At 34.0% G+C, this 17,132-nt stretch carries 12 protein-coding genes and 1 tRNA gene; 8 read left to right on the top strand and 5 right to left on the bottom strand.

What is annotated here, in order from left to right:
- Nucleotides 1-8 precede the first annotated feature (8 nt).
- The 3 genes from infB to ACQH2Q_RS00730 all read right to left on the bottom strand — a co-directional run bounded on the left by infB (nt 9) and on the right by ACQH2Q_RS00730 (nt 7,059).
- The gene (infB, locus tag ACQH2Q_RS00740; protein ID WP_341817762.1) at nt 9-2,333 is read right to left on the bottom strand and encodes a translation initiation factor IF-2; all 2,325 of its coding nucleotides are present in this window, start codon (nt 2,331-2,333) and stop codon (nt 9-11) included.
- 9 nt (nt 2,334-2,342) lie between these two features.
- Entirely contained in the window at nt 2,343-3,905 is a 1,563-nt protein-coding gene (gene nusA / locus ACQH2Q_RS00735; RefSeq protein ID WP_015589511.1) for a transcription termination factor NusA, read from the bottom strand.
- Nucleotides 3,906-3,993: 88 nt separating this feature from the next.
- A complete protein-coding gene (locus tag ACQH2Q_RS00730) occupies nt 3,994-7,059 on the bottom strand; it encodes an efflux RND transporter permease subunit (protein WP_265024233.1) in 3,066 nt (1,021 codons plus the stop codon).
- A 175-nt stretch (nt 7,060-7,234) separates the two neighbouring features.
- Between ACQH2Q_RS00730 and ACQH2Q_RS00725 the strand changes: the two genes are divergently transcribed.
- Nucleotides 7,235-7,966, top strand: a complete 732-nt coding sequence (locus ACQH2Q_RS00725; protein ID WP_264723773.1) for a hypothetical protein — start codon at nt 7,235-7,237, stop codon at nt 7,964-7,966.
- Nucleotides 7,967-7,969: 3 nt separating this feature from the next.
- Here the strand turns inward: ACQH2Q_RS00725 and ACQH2Q_RS00720 are convergent, their stop codons facing one another.
- The gene (locus tag ACQH2Q_RS00720; RefSeq protein ID WP_006280263.1) at nt 7,970-8,707 is read right to left on the bottom strand and encodes a glutamine synthetase; all 738 of its coding nucleotides are present in this window, start codon (nt 8,705-8,707) and stop codon (nt 7,970-7,972) included.
- A gap of 326 nt (nt 8,708-9,033) precedes the next feature.
- Here ACQH2Q_RS00720 and dnaA point away from each other — a divergent pair, with 326 nt between their 5' ends.
- Entirely contained in the window at nt 9,034-10,416 is a 1,383-nt protein-coding gene (gene dnaA / locus ACQH2Q_RS00715) for a chromosomal replication initiator protein DnaA (protein ID WP_010962298.1), read from the top strand.
- Between the two features lie 27 nt (nt 10,417-10,443).
- Here the strand turns inward: dnaA and ACQH2Q_RS00710 are convergent, their stop codons facing one another.
- Entirely contained in the window at nt 10,444-11,718 is a 1,275-nt protein-coding gene (locus ACQH2Q_RS00710; protein WP_006279778.1) for a metallophosphoesterase, read from the bottom strand.
- Between the two features lie 190 nt (nt 11,719-11,908).
- On the opposite strand from ACQH2Q_RS00710, the gene ACQH2Q_RS00705 reads away from it, so the two are divergent.
- The 6 genes from ACQH2Q_RS00705 to virB11 all read left to right on the top strand — a co-directional run bounded on the left by ACQH2Q_RS00705 (nt 11,909) and on the right by virB11 (nt 17,119).
- A tRNA-Leu gene (locus tag ACQH2Q_RS00705) sits at nt 11,909-11,996 on the top strand.
- 29 nt (nt 11,997-12,025) lie between these two features.
- Complete coding sequence (locus tag ACQH2Q_RS00700) at nt 12,026-13,108, top strand: GTP cyclohydrolase II (protein WP_010082649.1); 1,083 nt, start codon at nt 12,026-12,028, stop codon at nt 13,106-13,108.
- A gap of 72 nt (nt 13,109-13,180) precedes the next feature.
- Nucleotides 13,181-13,861, top strand: a complete 681-nt coding sequence (locus ACQH2Q_RS00695) for a virB8 family protein (RefSeq protein WP_155968235.1) — start codon at nt 13,181-13,183, stop codon at nt 13,859-13,861.
- Nucleotides 13,848-14,648 (top strand): P-type conjugative transfer protein VirB9, encoded by an 801-nt coding sequence (virB9, locus tag ACQH2Q_RS00690; protein WP_174515708.1) that lies wholly within the window; start codon nt 13,848-13,850, stop codon nt 14,646-14,648. The genes ACQH2Q_RS00695 and virB9 overlap by 14 nt, the downstream gene beginning before the upstream one ends.
- A gap of 16 nt (nt 14,649-14,664) precedes the next feature.
- On the top strand, nt 14,665-16,125 hold the full coding sequence (locus ACQH2Q_RS00685; protein WP_425383499.1) for a TrbI/VirB10 family protein: 1,461 nt from the start codon (nt 14,665-14,667) through the stop codon (nt 16,123-16,125).
- A gap of 1 nt (nt 16,126) precedes the next feature.
- On the top strand, nt 16,127-17,119 hold the full coding sequence (gene virB11 / locus ACQH2Q_RS00680) for a P-type DNA transfer ATPase VirB11 (RefSeq protein ID WP_065094644.1): 993 nt from the start codon (nt 16,127-16,129) through the stop codon (nt 17,117-17,119).
- Nucleotides 17,120-17,132: the final 13 nt, after the last annotated feature.

Below are 17,132 nucleotides of genomic sequence, written 5' to 3'. Positions count from 1 at the left end.
TCCAGCTACTATAACACCCTTTCTTCTTGCACTAATTGATAAGCTTCCAAAATATCTCCAACTTTAATATCGACATTACCCTCTAGTGATACTCCGCATTCAAAGTTTACACCTACTTCTTTAACATCATCTTTAAATCTACGTAGTGCTTTTAACTTTCCTTCATGCACCAATTTACTATTGCGCACTACCTTAATTAAAGAATCTTTTTTTATGACTCCATCACTTACATAACATCCAATGATATTACCAGCTTTAGATACATTAAATATTTGCCTTACAGATGCAGAACCAACACGAACCTCTCGTGTAACAGGCTTTAACATTTTAGTTAAATACATTCTCATGTCGTCAATGAGCTCGTATATTATGTTATAAGTATGTATTTCTATACCTTTTTGTTTTGCCAAGTCCCTTATTTTTGAGTCCACTTTTACATTAAAAGCTAAAATTACTGCACTTGATGCTTCTGCAAGCAGCACATCTGAATCTGTTATCCCTCCTACTGCTTTGTGTAGGATATTTAATTTCACTTGATCTTTACCGAGTTTATCAATTGAACTTGATATTGCTTCAATAGAACCAGTTACATCGCACTTTAAAACTACAGATAGTTCTTCTATTTCACTGTTATTACGGCTGAATATATCTAAATCATCCTCATCTAAATTTTCTTCTTTTTTCTTGATTAACTCTAACCTATGTTCAATAATTTCACGTGCCTGCTTTTCAGAATTTATAACAACAAATTTATCTCCAGCATTTGGCACACCATTTAGACCAGTAATTTCAATTGGAGCAGAGGGTAGTGCTGCTTTTTCTCTTTGACCAAGGTGATTAACCATACTACGTACTTTACTGTATGTTGTACCAACTACCAATATATCACCAACCTTTAACGTTCCTTCCTCAACTATCAATGTGGCTGATATTCCTTTCGCTTTATCTATTTTGGATTCTATTACCCATCCAAGTGCTCGACAATCTTCTATTGCTTCTAGCTTCATTAATTCAGCGATTAACAAAATCGTCTCTTCTAGTTTATCTAAATTAGTTTTCTTTTTTGCTGATACTGGCACAATCATAACATCACCACCAAGCTCTTCAGGAATGAGATCATATTGAGGTAAGCTACTCATTACTTTCTCCACATCACCAGGCTCAGATTTATCAATTTTATTAATAGCAACTATAATAGAAACATTTGCTGCTTTTGCATGATTTATTGCTTCAACTGTTTGTTTCATGATTCCATCGTCAGCTGCAACTACTATTACAACTATATTAGTAATATTGGCACCACGTGCACGCATCGCAGTGAACGCTTCATGTCCTGGTGTATCAATAAAGGTAATTTTTTGCTTATCTTTTGTCGTTATTTGATAAGCACCTATGTGTTGAGTTATGCCACCTGACTCTCTTTCTGCAACATTAGATTCACGAAATGCATCGAGCAATGAGGTTTTACCATGATCGACGTGTCCCATAAAAGTGACGATTGGTGGTTTAGGTTTTTTAGGCAGGCTTTCTCTGCCTTCTATAAAAAATAAATCTTTTTCTCTGTTGGTATCGCTCACTCGTTTAGCCGTATGATTAAATTTTTCCACTATTTCACATGCTATATCTGGATCCACCAGATCATCTACTCTATAACTCTCACCGACTTCTTCTTTGAACATTTTTAGCACACTCTTGCTATCTTCTGCCATGCGAATAGATAACTCCCTGATAGTTATTTTGTCTGGTATAATAACTTCTCTTGATATATTTTTACCCTTAGTAAACTTTGACTTTCTACCTCTTATACCAAACCTTTGCTTAAATACAGGGGGTTGTTCAGTTTTTTCATCTATTGCCTGTGCAATTACCAGTTTAGAATGCTTAGAATATATATCTTTGTTGACTTTAAAAGACTTTTTATCGTTGTCCTCATGGTCAATACTATCTTCTTTTGGTTCAACTAAGTGGGTATTACTTAAAACTTGCTTATTTATTTCCTTAGATAAAGCGTCCGCTTCATTTTTCTCGTCAATCTCTTTATTGCTGTCTTCTTTTGCTGTTTTCTCTTTTTCTTCTCTCTGATTTCTTTCTTTCAGCAAAGCAGCATTCTGCACAGCATTAATGCGAAAAATTTGTTCTTTCTCTGTTAAAGAACCTAATTTACTCTCTTCAAATAAATTATGTTCTTCTGCATCATGAGATTTTTTTCTTCTTTTTTTTACTACTGTAGCTCCAGTACTTGGGCTAGCTGAAGAGTTTAAATTGAGGTCTAATTTAAGCTTGCTTAAACCTTGGAGCGTTAATTTTTTATCACTGATATCTTCATTATTCATATTATTTTATTATATTAATCCAAGCTTTTTACGTGCTTCTATGATTATTGAATCTACTGTATCTTTTAGATCTTCTTTGCTATCGGATGAGGAAGAGAGTATGCTGCAAAACTCATAACTTGATAAATCTGCTATGTCCTCTAAAGTCTTAATATCATGCTTACTAAGAGCAATTTTATTGTCTATTGATAAAGTTAAATTGATTACATCATCCTCCATACCTAAACTTTTTAGCTCTTCTATTTTTCTATCATTTTCTGCTTTCAGGTACTTATTTGCTCTATTGTGAAGTTCGTTTGCAATATCTTCATTAAAGCCCTCTATTGAAGCAAGCTCTTTAATTGAAGCGCTAGATATGTCTTCTACACTTGAAAAACCTTCTGTTACCAATAGCTGACCCATAATCTCTTCTAAGTTTAAAGCTTCAGCAAATAAAGCTGAACATTGACTAAGTTCTTTACTTCGCCTTTCTGATTCTTGCTGAGTGCTTAATATCTCAATTTTCCATCCAACAAGCTCTGAAGCTAATCTTACATTCTGGCCCTTTTTTCCTATCGCTAAACTCAATTGATCTTCAGCAACTATTAACTCTATGCAATTTTCATTTTCATCAATAATAACCTTCGATACTTCTGCAGGAGTAATGGCTTTAATAACAAATTGACCCAAATCTGAGGAGTAATTTATAACGTCAATTTTTTCACCATTTAATTCGTGTATAATAGTTTTTATTCTATCTCCCTTAACTCCAACACAAGCACCTACTGGATCAATGTTCTTGTCGGGAGAGAAAACGGCAACCTTAGACCTTGAACCAGCATCTCTAGCTATACCTTTAATTGTCACTAATCCGTCAGCAATTTCTGGTATTTCTTGATTTAATAATGCCTCCAAAAAGCCTTCATGAGTCCTAGAAAGAATAATTTGACGTCCATCATCAGAGCGCTTAACAGTCTGTATGTAAGCTTTAACCTTATCACCTTCACGAAATGATTCACCACCAGTTAAATTTCGCAATGGAAGATATGCCCTAGTGCCATTTATGTCTATAATAAGATCTGAATATTCTACTTGTTTAACAATACCATACCTTATTTCTCCCACCTTATCTTTAAATTCCTCATATTGCTTTTTTGACTCTTCATCTTTAATTATTTGAGCAATCTTTTGCTGGGCAATTCTTGCTGAAGCAAGATCAGTGTTAAGAGAGAGTAATTCACTAACAGTATCTCCAACTTTTGCATCTCCTTTTATTAATTTAGCTTGTGTAAGCGTAATTGATTCACACTCGGTATTCTCTTTTTCATTTGATTCATCATCAATAACTTTTAGTTTTCTATATGAAGTAACTTTGCCTGTGTTTCTATCTATATCAACTACAATTTTACTTTTGCTACCATATTTTTGATGAGCCACTGCTTCTATAGCACTTTCTAGTGCCTTTATTACAACATCAAAATCTAAACCTTTTTGAAGTGAAAGCTCTCCTGCTGTTTTTATTACATCAAGGCTTCCAACTATGTTATTCTTGTTACTTTTCTGCTTAACACTGCTTTTACGATTAGCAATCATAATAAATAAATCCAATGTAATTAGTTATAATTATAGCTCCAACGGGCAAAGAACACTATCTTAAATGTTAAATGATTGCTAATTTAAGTCAAGTTTTTTCATGTCTTTGTATAACAAGCAACGCAGGAGTAAAGAATAAAGTTAAAACCGTTGCAGCCAATATTCCACTTGCTATGGTTGTTGAAATGTCAACCCACCACTGGCTTGATGGAGCATCATATGTGATTTGTAGCGTAAAAAAATTGATATTTAACCTGGTAATCATCGGTATTAAACCAAGAACTGTGGTTGCAACGGTAAGCAATATTGGCCTAACGCGAGAAATTGCAGCGTTTATTACACATCGCTTGATGTCATTTTTGTGTACCTTAATTTGGTGATGAAAGGCATCAAGTAATAGTATGTTATTATTCACTATAATTCCCGCCAAAGCAATTATCCCCACTCCACACATAACAACTACGAAAACTTGTTGGATAAGAAAGAAAACAAAAAACACACATGTTGTGGATAAAAACACTGCTGTCATTACGATAAATGTATGGTATACATTATTAAACTGTGTCACTAATACCAATATCATTAGTGTAATCGCTAATATAAAAGCCTTTAACAAAAATGCTCCTGATTTTTGTTGATCTTCTTTGTCGCCTTTAAAATCAATTTTTACTCCCTTGTCCCAATCCTGGGCAATAGAATTCTGAATGAACTTTACTCTTTCATCAACAAGATAGCCAGTATCAACGTCAGCAGAGATTGTCACTATGCGTAATCCATCAATCCTGTTTAGTTTGTTTACCTTTTTTTCGGGAGCATATTTTACTATATTGCTCATAGGATACGGGCCATTAACTGTATTGATAAAAAGATTGTCTATAGTCTTCATGTTGCGATCCTTTCCAGGGAAACGGAGTACAATATCGATTTCTTCATCCGTGTTATTTGGTCTATATTTTCCAATCAACACTCCATTTGTAACCATCTTTATAAAATCGCCAATGGTTGCAACACTTACTTCAGAGCTTGTAGCCTTATTCTTATCAACACTCATATTCCACTCTATTTCAGGTGCTGATCTGCTATCTTGAATATTTATAAACCCGGATGAAGGTTGGTTCATAATTTCTAGAATTTTCTCTGCTGCTAAATTCAAACTGGATACACTCCCGCTGAGGTTAATTTGTATTGGCTTGTCAGCCGACGGTCCTGGCTTTTCCTCTTGAACATTAATTATTATTCCTTTCATGTCTTGCACACTGCTCCTTATATCATTTAGTATGTGCTTAGCTTTGCGCCTGAAGCGCCAATCCATAAGTTCTAGTTGTATTCTGGCGATAACGTTGTCTGAAAATGCTCCTGATCTAGCATAAGAAACATGAATTTCTTTTTCAATGCTCAAAATGCGTTCTTCCACTTCTTTGAGTATCAGATCTCGTTCTTTGGCTGATAAGCTTTCTTTTGCTTTAACACTGATTAAAATATTATCTGAATCCACTTTCGGAAAAAACTTTACTCCAGGAGCAAAAGTAAAGTACAGCACACTAAATGAAAACAAAACGAATACAGTAGCACATACGAATTTTTTAGGATGATCCAAAACCTTCTCTAGCATGCGTACGTAAGCTCTTATTATAGGCCCAGCATTTTTTATTTCACCACTTTCTATAGCACTCATTTTTTTTATTTCTTTTTTTGAAGTTATCGAAGGCTTACCAAATATTGCACCAAGTGTTGGTATAAAAACCAAAGCCATAATGAGCGATCCAGTCAAAGTTAGAATTATTGTAATTGGTATGTACTGCATGAATTTACCAACAGTATCAGGCCAGAATAATAGAGGAAAAAACACTGCTAATTTAGTTAACGTTGATGATAGAACCGGATAAAACATATCACGAACTGAAGTGTAAAAAGCTTCTACTTTGTCCATTCCGCAGATCATCTTTCTATCGGCATATTCGCTGATCACAATTGCATCATCAACCAGCATGCCAACAGCCATAATTAAACTGAAGAGCACAACGATATTTAAGGTTATACCCATAAAGTAAAGAGCTATTATCCCAATGAGAAAGGAACCGGGTATCGAGAGTGCCACAAGAATAGCAATCCTTGTTCCCATAGAAAGCATCATTATGATCAATATTAACAACACAGCAAATATTATGCCGTTTTCCAAGTCATCAAGCACATCGCGGACGTTTTTTGACTGGTCGTTTAAGTACACCACTTTTAAATTTTCAGGTAATTGATCTTTTGCCTTATCCATTAAGTATTTTACTTGATTTACTGTGTCTATTATGTTTTTTCCGTTACGTTTTGAAATTTCTAGCACGACACTAGGTAATCCATTAATGCGAGCAAATCCTTGGTGATCCTCAAACCTAGGGTATACTTTTGCTATATCTTTGATTCTCAAAACTGCATCGCCTTGAGATCTAATAGGAATATTCATAATATCTTCTATATCTTTTAATAACCCTGATATTTTAATCGAATATTTACCGGCCAGTGACCCAGCTCCCACTAGTCTATTATTGCTTGATATAGCTTGGAATATTTCGTTTGATTGAATGTTATATTTTGTTAGAACTGTGGGCTCAATTATAACTTCCACTGTTTCTTTACGTATACCTGCCACTTCAACTTTGAGAACATTTGGCAGAGATTCTATTTCTTTCTTTAACTTGCGTGCTATTTCAGTTAAGGCTCTTTCTGGCAAATTACCAATTAAGCCGACATTGAGTATCGGAAATAAGCTCAAGTTTATTTCATTGATTATCGGAGATTCCGCTTCAACAGGTAACTTCGATTTTATGTTTGAAAGCTTTGAACGAACATTATCGAGCACTTCTTTATTATCATACTCTGTTCCAAATTCGAGTATCATGTGAGCACCATCATTAGTTGCAAAAGCTCTCAATTCTCTTACACCTTCGATGGATCTTAGTTCATTTTCTATAGGAAGCACTAATAGCTTTTCACTATCTTGAGCAGAAATCCCAGGAAGTCCAACAAACACGCTGATTATAGGAATCTGTATATCAGGATTGCTTTCCCTTGGCATTTTTACATAAACGTATGAACCGAAGATAAAAATTACTATAAGTAATAATACCACCGCCCTGTTTCGCTCTATGAGTAAGCTCTGCATGTTGAATGTTAGCTGAATATGTGTGTTTGTACAATATTATAGTCGAGATACATTGCATATTAATTAATCCTTGTGTAGCTTTAAAACTTTACGCAAATAATTAAAATTTTCGCAAAATTGCAAGTATAAGAAAATTCCTGTATAATAATTCTAGAACAGTATTTGAGAGGTTATTATGGTGGCAATTCTAAATGTAACAAAGGGCAAAAATAAAGTTATTGTGTCTGGATTAGCTGGAGCTTTATCAGCTTTAATATTTTTAACAGCAATCCACATTGCCGCAAAGATAGCCATTATCGTTTCTGCCGCTGCAGTTACTTACTTATTACTTTCGCTGGTTCATAAAATAAGAACTAAAGCTGAAATTACTCGTGTTTCAGGAGATAAAGTTTCAGAAGATGAAGGGTATAGCAGTGTTGATGAAGGTGAAGAAAAAGATACCGTAAAAGAACCAAAAAGAACTGAAACTGAGCTAGAAGAAGAAATAATAAGGAAAAGAGCACAAGAACGCATGGAGAAAGGATCACTTGGTGGTCCTATAAATGCGTTTGGCGAACCAATTCATGTGACTATAGATGCTGAAAATAGTAATCCTGTTGATTATACAAAAACTATGGTAGTGCCTGAGGAAATTATTCTTAGCATGCTAAATGATAAAACTCTTACACAAAATAACTCTAGCTCTATAAAGAATCAGATGAAACCTCTTCCTGAGCACATGGATGTGCCTGGTAATCCACTTCCTGGGCAAGTGTTAAGCAATCTAGAGCTTGAATCTAAAAGCACGCAGAAACTATCTGCTTTAGACTTGCTATTACAGTGCAAAAATGTAGATAATGATGTAAAAAAAATGCTAAAACAGCCAATTACCCAAAAGGGGTTTAACGGATTAGGATTTGATAGATAGTTGTTATATTAACCTCTCCATCTCATATTGAGGATCAGATGCAATGCCGTAGACCCTATTTGGCGGAGCAATTTTGTTCTCTATACCAAAAACCATACCTTCAATTATTGCTGTGAGTACTTTTTCAAGGTCACAATCTGCTCCGGGAACGCGGTGCTCTAGGCGGCATCTTTTGAAATCGTTGCCAAAATAGGGAATTCTTATCGCAGCAGTTCTGTTATTTACTCCCCAACTAATCGTAGTTGGAGTGTGAATATCCGGATACTGAAATCTTAAATATGAATCATCATTTGGAGCAAAAAACAACATATGTTTTTTCATCATTGCACATAATCCACCAATACTATGAATCAGATAGTCACTGTACTTTTGCTCATTGATATAAAATAAGTTACCGTTATTTGAATTCACGAGATTAACATGCACATTTAATGCACTGCCTGCTCTATCCAAATAAGGCTTTGCTTTAAAAGAAACATTCCCACCTAGTTTTTGTGCTGTTTCAGTAAGTGATTGTTTTGCTAACTCAAAATGCTTAATTAAATTGTAGGAGTTCGTATAACAACCACTTTTTATCTCATACTGATGTGTAGAATTCTCCTTCTCGCAAGAAAATTCAAGAGATGCTATTTTATTTTTGATGCTATTCAGAAATAAGTATTCTTTTTCTATTCCTTCAATGTAAAACTCTAGTTCAATACCGAATACAGCATAACAACTCAAATTACTTAATATAATCATAAATTTGCTTCAGTAAATCTATATTCGGTTAGCTATATTTATATGAATACTTTACTTATTTGCCAGTAAATTTAACATCTTATTTATACATAATGTATTACTGTTTTTAATAGCATGCTTCTAATCCTCGATACAAGCGACATTTACAAATTTTTCATTTTTTTGAAATAAAAATGATCAATTTTAATGTTTTTATACCCTTTACAACCCATCAAAAAATCACCATAATTTTTAGTATGTATTAAGTAGTATTAGCTTTTCATTTTGCAGTAAGCTATTGATTATCTTATATTTTTCTAATTATTGCTTTTTTCTTGGTGTGGTATATGAACTTAACTAGCCCTAAGGTTTCTACTATGTTTTTTGATCAGATTATTACAGTAACGGATCACAATGTTACTTGGGAAAAAATCCAAAATTGTCTTTATAATCTTTATGGAGAAGCAACATATAATAGCTGGCTGAGTTCACTAAAATTTGTCAGTAGCAGAAATGGGGAAGTTCTTTTATCCGTGTCAACAAGGTTTATAAAAGAGTGGATTACAGTTCATTACATGAAAAAAATATTATCATTATGGCAAAGCGAAGATAAAAGTATACGTTCTATTGATATTCAAGTAATTGAGGAGAGGAATTCAAATTTTAATGTTATACTAAAAAACAGAGAGGAAAGTAATCATAATCTTGGTTCGCCGCTGGATCCAAGGTTCACCTTTGATAATTTTGTAGTGGGAAAGCCAAATGAATTAGCATTTACGGCGGCAAAGCGTGTGGCAGAATCTATAGATCCAATATTAGGCAGCAATCCTTTGTTTCTATATGGTGGAGTGGGACTTGGTAAAACACATCTAATGCATGCTATAGCTTGGCACATAGTCAATTCCCCATCAGCAAAAAGAAAAGTGGTGTATTTATCAGCAGAGAAATTCATGTACCAATATATTACAGCGCTGCGAAGCAAAGATATTATGTTATTTAAAGAGCAATTTAGATCAGTAGATGTATTGATGGTAGATGATGTGCAATTTATCAGTGGTAAAGATAGTACACAAGAAGAATTTTTTCACACTTTCAATGCATTGATAGACCAAAATAAACAATTGGTTATATCAGCTGATAGGTCTCCTAGTGATCTTGATGGAGTGGAAGAAAGAATAAAATCACGACTCGGTTGGGGGTTGGTGGCAGATATTAATGAAACAACTTTTGAATTAAGGCTTGGTATATTGCAGGCAAAAGTGGAGCAGATGAATATGTATGTTCCGAAAGATGTCCTAGAGTTTTTAGCAAGGAACATAAAATCTAATATAAGAGAATTAGAAGGAGCATTAAATAAGGTTACCCATACCTCATTAATTGGAAGAAGTATGACGGTAGAATCAGCTAGTGAAACCCTAATCGATCTTCTTAGGTCAAATCATAGGTCAGTCACAATAGAAGAAATACAAAAGAAAGTAGCTGAATTTTTCAATATAAAGGTTGCAGATATGCAATCCAATAGAAGGCTTCGCAGTCTTGCAAGGCCAAGACAAATAGCTATGTATTTTGCCAAAAAATTTACGCAAAAAAGCCTACCAGATATTGGGAGAAACTTTGGTGGCAGAGACCATGCTACTGTTATACATGCAGTAAAACAAGTAGAAAATTTTATAAAGACCGACTCAAAATTTGCTGATGAAATCAATCGATTAAAAAAAATGTTTAAGTAGCGTTTTTAAAATAGCTAATAACAAATCCTAAAATGAATCGACTATAGTTTTAATCCGTTTAAGTTTAAAATCTTCTGTTAGCTTCGCAGAATACATTTCCTTATTGTGTTGATTATAGAAGGTAAATTCGTGATCATCTAAATTTAGTATTGCAAAGCCAAAGCCAAAAAAGTTTCTAACCTCGTGTGCTAAGTAGTTTTTACCATTTAAATAGTCAAATTCTACATTTTGATAAACAGATTCTTGATCTTGAGCGTGTAATGATGCACCACCGTTTCCAACTATAATTTGGTCTGGAACATTATCCATTAATAAAATCTGGGCTATATGAATGTGGCCAGAAACTATGGTAGTAACATTGCTTGGAAATTTATCTCCAAAAGCTTCGATTTGTGTAAGATTACCATGGCTTTTTAATGTCAAAAATTCTTTTTTTGGAGATCTCCAAAGCGGTTTATGAGTTAAAAACCACATGGGCTTGTCAGAACTATTTTGTATCAATTTATCAAATTGCCTCTCAAAAGCATCAATTGTGCTTTGGGTTGTAAAAATATCCTCACCGGATGAAGAGTCGAAGATAAAAAATTTCATCGGTCCAGCATCTAAGGACCAACTAGAAACGAAGTTTCCACATTTTTCAGACGAAAAGGGGTATGAATCTAGATACCTGAACCATCCTTCATAAGCTCTATCACAACTCTCATGGTTTCCACGAACAAAAAGGAAAGGGGATTGTGATAAAATATCCTTTGCAGGCTCAAACCAATCAGCGTACCAAACTTCTTTATTATATCCATAAATATCGCCACACTTTTTTGTATTTCTACATTTTGTTTGTCTATAATGATAATCACCAACATGGATAATTAAATCTGGTTTATGAAGGGCGATTGAATCTAAATTTTTTTTTAAAGGCCAGCTATCTACCGAATTACATTCCTGCTGAAATAACATATTTATTCTACAGCCCGTGTCACCAATGAAAGCAATTTTATTAACCTTTTTTGGTAATATAGGAACCCGTAGATCCTCAATACTAATGTTTTTGGCACTTGTTTGTACTGTCAGTTCACAAACTGTTTCGTTATGATCACCATTGTTAATTGAGCTGCGATTCAGCATTTCTGTTTCCTCGCCATCAACATAAACAATGGGACACATGTCATTGTCCGTAATTGCGCGTATGCTTAGTTTATTTTCTGGGATAACTTGAGACCATGTGTATAATATTTGTGCATGGACGAAATGAAAGCTAGTTATAAGAGAGAGAGCTAAAAAAATAAAGATATTAGCTATATTCATTTGTATAAAAACCTAAGTTAAAAATTAGTAGTAAGGTTATCTTAAATGATTAAAATTTATAATCACAAAATTCATAATCAAATTATACAAACAATTTCTAAATTATTCTAGTATCAGATTGACACTCTAGATGAAAAATTCTAAAATGATTAAGTAATTTAAAATAATTATATAAAAACTAGAATATAGTGCGGCCGTGGTGGAATTGGTAGACACGCAGCGTTGAGGTCGCTGTGGCTCATAAGGCCTTGGAAGTTCAAGTCTTCTCGGCCGCACCAGTTTTTATCGCTGTTTAATATGGGTAAAAATGTTTATAGGAAATCAGAGTAGCAATAAGGTAGAAAGAGCTATCAGCGAAATCAGGCGCGGTCGGCCAATTGTAATATATGATGAAAGTAATTACCTATTGTTTGCTGCTGCTGAGGCTTTAGAAAGAGATTTATTTAATCAATACAAGCTTACATCAAGTAATGTATATGTTACTTTAACTTCAAGTAAGGTAAAATACATATCTCAGAATAAAGAACATAACAGCAAACGTCTGTTGGTGAATAATTTTGATGAACTGCTCTATTTAATAAACTGTTCAAAGGAAGATTGCATAAAAGAGTTGCAATGCTCAAAGACAATAGATGAATGTGCTATTGCCTTGCTTAAGTTCTCAGAATTATTGCCATACGCGTTAGTGGCTGATATGACTTTTGAGAATAACCATGAAATGCGAAATTGGTGCGAGAAAAATGACGTTATTGCACTGGACACGTCATTCATAAATAATTTTCAAGAAAATCAGGATGTATATGAAGTGTGCAAAACATCATTATTTTTAAAACAGACTCAAGAAGTAAATATCATATCTTATAGAACCGAAAGTGGTGGAAGAGAACATCATGCAATTATCATTGGCAATCCAGATAAAGATGACGAACCATTAGTGAGAATTCATTCTTCGTGCTATACGGGTGACTTGTTAGATAGCTTGTCATGCGATTGCAGAAGTCAGTTACATCAAGCAATTCAAATGATAGCTGACTCTGGAAGTGGTATTATATTGTATTTGATGCAAGATGGAAGAGGCATTGGTTTAACTAATAAGTTAAGAGCGTACAGTATGCAAAGAGGACATAATCTTGATACTGTTGATGCAAATAGAATATTGGGTTTTGAAGATGATGAAAGGAGTTTTGCTGTTGCAGCTAAAATGCTTAAGAAATTGAACATTAACAAAATCCAATTACTTACAAACAATGATAGGAAATTGTCAGAATTGGAAAGTAGTGGTATAGGAGTTACAAAGTGTCTACCACTTATTGTGGAACGTAATAAATATAACGATTCATATATGGAGACAAAGTTTGGTAAATTAGGCCATAGATTAAGAGTTTTTTAGCTTTTTTGCTGTAACTACTTTGTTAATTTGCTATGTTTATTAACATAAGTTAAGATTTTTAGGAATACTAAAATGCTAAGATTTTTTAAGCAAGAAAAAAATACTGAATCCTTAGATAAGGATATAAATTGGAATTCAAACCGCTACAGCACAGTTATTGCTCAAAGGAATATTCTACTTTTATTTGCATTAATATTATTAGCAACGATCTCTATCAGCATATTAGTCATATTTAAAATTAGCACAAGTAGCACTATTGAGCCATTTGTTATAGAAATTGACAAGAAATCAGGAATAGTGCAATTGGTTGATCCTGTCACAGTAAAACAGTATTCTGCAGATGAAGCGCTAAACGATTATTTTATTTCAGAGTATATAAAAGCAAGGGAGGTTTTTGATCCATATCATTATAATTATAACTATTATACAAAGGTGAGGTTGTTTTCCTCACCTAATGTGTATAATGAATTTAGAAATTATGTAGGATCGCAGAATATGGATGATCTTTTTAATTTATATTCAGATACCAAAAGTGAATTTAAAATTCGCTCAATTCAAAAGTTGGGTAACGATGCTCTTCAGGTGAGATTTTTTGTGGAATTTACACGGAAAGATGGAAGTTCTACGAGAAAAAATAAGATAGTTATTATGTCATATAGATATGCATCGCTTGAAATGGATGATCAGCAAAGATATATTAACCCATTAGGATTTCAAGTTATTTCATATAGAGTAGATGATGAATATGTATAGGATATTATTAGTTTTAGCTTTACTTGTAAGTGGCAATTTAAACGCATCCATTAATTATAATGAGCCTATTTCTATAGATAGTAGAATAAAGACTTTTGTGTATAGCCCTAATGAAGTATTTACGGTGGTTTTTAGTCAGGGTTACTATTCTTATATTGAATTTGCGGAAGGAGAAAAAGTTAAAAATATCGCTGTTGGTGATGCATCAAGTTGGAAAATTAATCCTTATGACAATAAATTGCTTATCATGCCATTTGAAGTTAGTAGTCGCACTAACATGATTATTACGACAACTAAAAAAAGAAATTACATTTTTGATTTAATCTCAAGGCCAAACTACGATAAATACCCGGATACTGATGCTAAGAAAGTAGATCACGATTATTCTGCTGAAAAGGATATATCTTACGTAGTACGTTTTTATTATCCTCAAGAAGAAGGTGAATTTGATGTTGATTTAGATGAGGTTTCTTTACCTACTCAAATGCAATATACTACAGACAAGCTAGAAAAAATAATACAAGAAAATGATACGAAGTACAATTATACATATATTGATGAAGGTGGTAATGCGGATATAGTTCCGATCGAGTTATTTGATGATGGTTATTTAACCTATTTAAAATTTAGAAATAATAATAAAATACCTCAGGTTTTTGTAGAAGGGGAGGATAAACCTTGTAAAAGGCTGTTATTTGATGATTATGTTATAATAAAAGGAGTACATAAAAAGCTATTTATGCGTTATGAAGATGGTGAAGTTGAAATTATAAATAGGTCACTTTAGCTGTGGTACATGCAATATGAATAAAGAAAGGCGTAACAATTCAGAAGATGAATCAGAAATAGAGAATAAGGTAGTAACAGTTGGCTCTAATCAAGGTCATAGGGCATTGATGGTCATTATTTTAGTGCTTCTGGCTGGTGGAGTGTATTATCTCTATTTTAGTCCTTCTCCTAAAGAGGGTTCAGAAGTTATTAAAAAAGAGGAAACAAAGCAAAACGTTCAAGAATTGAAAGGAAAGTTGGAACAAGTTCCAGATAATGTAATGGTTCCTGAAAGAATAATAACTGATCCCTTACCACCCTTACCTCCTCTTCCTACACCACTAATCATACCAGAAATAAAACAAATTAAAAAAGAAGAAGTGATGAAAAAAGAAGAAGAGAAACCAAAAGAAACTCCTGTGTCAAATATACCTATTTTGCCAAAGCAAAATTTTCCTTCTAGTAATGTTATGGGCAATTTACCTACCTCGTTTCCTACAATAGGGGGTGGCGGTTATCCTAGAGACAGACGTAGTGCACAGATGTTGACAATTTCAGGTGGTAGTGGAGAGAACAAGGCTGCTGATGCTATTTTATCCGACACTTCAGCACAATCGAGCAAAGCTACCAGAGTAGGAAAGCTTGGTTTAATGATTACTCAAGGTAAAATTATTGATGCTGTTCTTGAAACTGCAATAAACTCTGATCTGCAAGGAATGCTGCGTGCTATGGTGAGTAGAGATGTTTATGCAGAAACTGGTGATACAGTTTTAATACCTAAAGGCTCAAGATTGATAGGCAGTTATTCATTTGACTCGAATGTTGCTAAATCTCGTGTAAATATAAACTGGAATAGAGTGATTCTGCCACATGGAATAGATATTGCAATCTCATCACTTAGTACTGACGAGCTTGGTAGAGCAGGAATAGCAGGAATAGTTGATAACAAAATAGTAAGTGCGTTATTCTCTTCAGTGACACTTGCTGGTGTTTCGATTGGTTCTGCTGTTATAGGGCAAAAGGCTTCTAATCTTGTTGATACGCTAACTATCAGAGATGCAGTAAAGTCTATCACTGCAACCGAAATAGATTTTTCTTCTCTCCAACTCATTATTGACCCAGAAAAGAAGATATCTAGTGACAAATGGAAATTAGGCCTTGGGGCTATCGGAAGAATTCGGAGTGCCAAAAGCAGACAAGATTTACTAAAAATAATGAAAGAGGAAATAGCAAAAGCACTAGGAATTGAAGAAGACGAGGTAAATATAAGCCTGGAAATTGTAAATCAACTGTTAGAACAAATTCAAAGAAAAAGCAAGTCTGTTTATGATGAAGCAATCGGGAAATCAATCGAGGATTTTTCTAAAGATATGCGGGATGTAGTGGGCAGATATACAGATAAAAAACCAACTATTTATGTTGATCAAGGCACTGCATTGAAAGTATTTGTTAACCAAGATATAGTATTTCCTCCACAGGCAATATTAAATCAATGAAATGAACTATGCTGCACTTGATACATATTTGGAGCCATTACAAGGCATATTTCAAGAAGAAGGCGTAAATGAAATATCAATAAATAAGCCAAAGGAAGTATGGATTGAAAATCGCGGTGAAATAAGGTGTGAAAAATTAGAAGTATTCGATCTTAACCATTTGAAATCTCTTGGCAGACTGATTGCTCAAGCTACAGAACAAAAACTTAGCGAAGAAGCTCCGTTACTTTCGGCAACATTACCAAATGGTTATCGTATACAGATAGTATTTCCGCCAGCATGTGAACCTGATAAAGTAGTCATGTCGATTCGTAAGCCTTCTAGCATGCAGTTAGCACTCGATGATTACGAAAAAATGGGGGCTTTTTCTGAAACTGTTACAGAAGCAACTGATAATCCAGTTGACCGTCATTTGGATTTATTGTTAAGGCAAAAAAAAATAAAAGAGTTTTTAGAATACGCTGTAATAAGTAAGAAAAATATTATAATTAGTGGTGGAACTTCCACTGGTAAGACTACTTTTACTAATGCTACTTTGCGTGCTATTCCAGCTGAGGAAAGAATTATTACTGTTGAGGATGCAAGGGAAATCGTTTTGAACGATCATCCCAATAAAGTCCATCTAATTGCCTCTAAAGGAGGGCAGGGCAGAGCAAAAGTAACCACTCAAGATTTGATAGAAGCGTGCTTACGTTTAAGGCCAGACAGAATAATAGTTGGTGAGCTCCGTGGAGCGGAAGCTTTTAGTTTTCTCAGGGCGATAAATACTGGTCACCCTGGATCAATATCAACCCTTCATGCAGATAGTCCAACAATGGCCCTTGAGCAAATAAAATTGATGGTTATGCAGGCAAATCTTGGCATTCCTCCAGACCAAATTATACCATACATTAGAAATGTGATTGATATTGTTATTCAGCTAAAAAGAACCGGTGGGGGCAAAAGAAGCATTTCTGAGATATTATTTACTAGATCTGCGAGCGAAAATGCTTAAATTTATACATAAG

Source organism: Wolbachia endosymbiont (group A) of Melieria omissa (assembly GCF_964031125.1).
In the GTDB taxonomy this organism is placed as follows: domain Bacteria; phylum Pseudomonadota; class Alphaproteobacteria; order Rickettsiales; family Anaplasmataceae; genus Wolbachia; species Wolbachia pipientis.
The sequence above is the reverse complement of the archived record's forward strand: the minus strand, read 5'-3'. Positions and strand labels throughout refer to the sequence as shown.

Excerpts from the sequence above, each read along its gene's own strand:
- infB (WP_341817762.1), bottom strand. The coding sequence starts at position 2,333 with ATGAATAATGAAGATATCAGTGATAAAAAATTAACGCTCCAAGGTTTA.
- nusA (WP_015589511.1), bottom strand. The coding sequence starts at position 3,905 with ATGATTGCTAATCGTAAAAGCAGTGTTAAGCAGAAAAGTAACAAGAAT.
- ACQH2Q_RS00730 (WP_265024233.1), bottom strand. The coding sequence starts at position 7,059 with ATGCAGAGCTTACTCATAGAGCGAAACAGGGCGGTGGTATTATTACTT.
- ACQH2Q_RS00725 (WP_264723773.1), top strand. The coding sequence starts at position 7,235 with ATGGTGGCAATTCTAAATGTAACAAAGGGCAAAAATAAAGTTATTGTG.
- ACQH2Q_RS00720 (WP_006280263.1), bottom strand. The coding sequence starts at position 8,707 with ATGATTATATTAAGTAATTTGAGTTGTTATGCTGTATTCGGTATTGAA.
- dnaA (WP_010962298.1), top strand. The coding sequence starts at position 9,034 with ATGAACTTAACTAGCCCTAAGGTTTCTACTATGTTTTTTGATCAGATT.
- ACQH2Q_RS00710 (WP_006279778.1), bottom strand. The coding sequence starts at position 11,718 with ATGAATATAGCTAATATCTTTATTTTTTTAGCTCTCTCTCTTATAACT.
- ACQH2Q_RS00700 (WP_010082649.1), top strand. The coding sequence starts at position 12,026 with ATGTTTATAGGAAATCAGAGTAGCAATAAGGTAGAAAGAGCTATCAGC.
- ACQH2Q_RS00695 (WP_155968235.1), top strand. The coding sequence starts at position 13,181 with ATGCTAAGATTTTTTAAGCAAGAAAAAAATACTGAATCCTTAGATAAG.
- virB9 (WP_174515708.1), top strand. The coding sequence starts at position 13,848 with ATGAATATGTATAGGATATTATTAGTTTTAGCTTTACTTGTAAGTGGC.
- ACQH2Q_RS00685 (WP_425383499.1), top strand. The coding sequence starts at position 14,665 with ATGAATAAAGAAAGGCGTAACAATTCAGAAGATGAATCAGAAATAGAG.
- virB11 (WP_065094644.1), top strand. The coding sequence starts at position 16,127 with ATGAACTATGCTGCACTTGATACATATTTGGAGCCATTACAAGGCATA.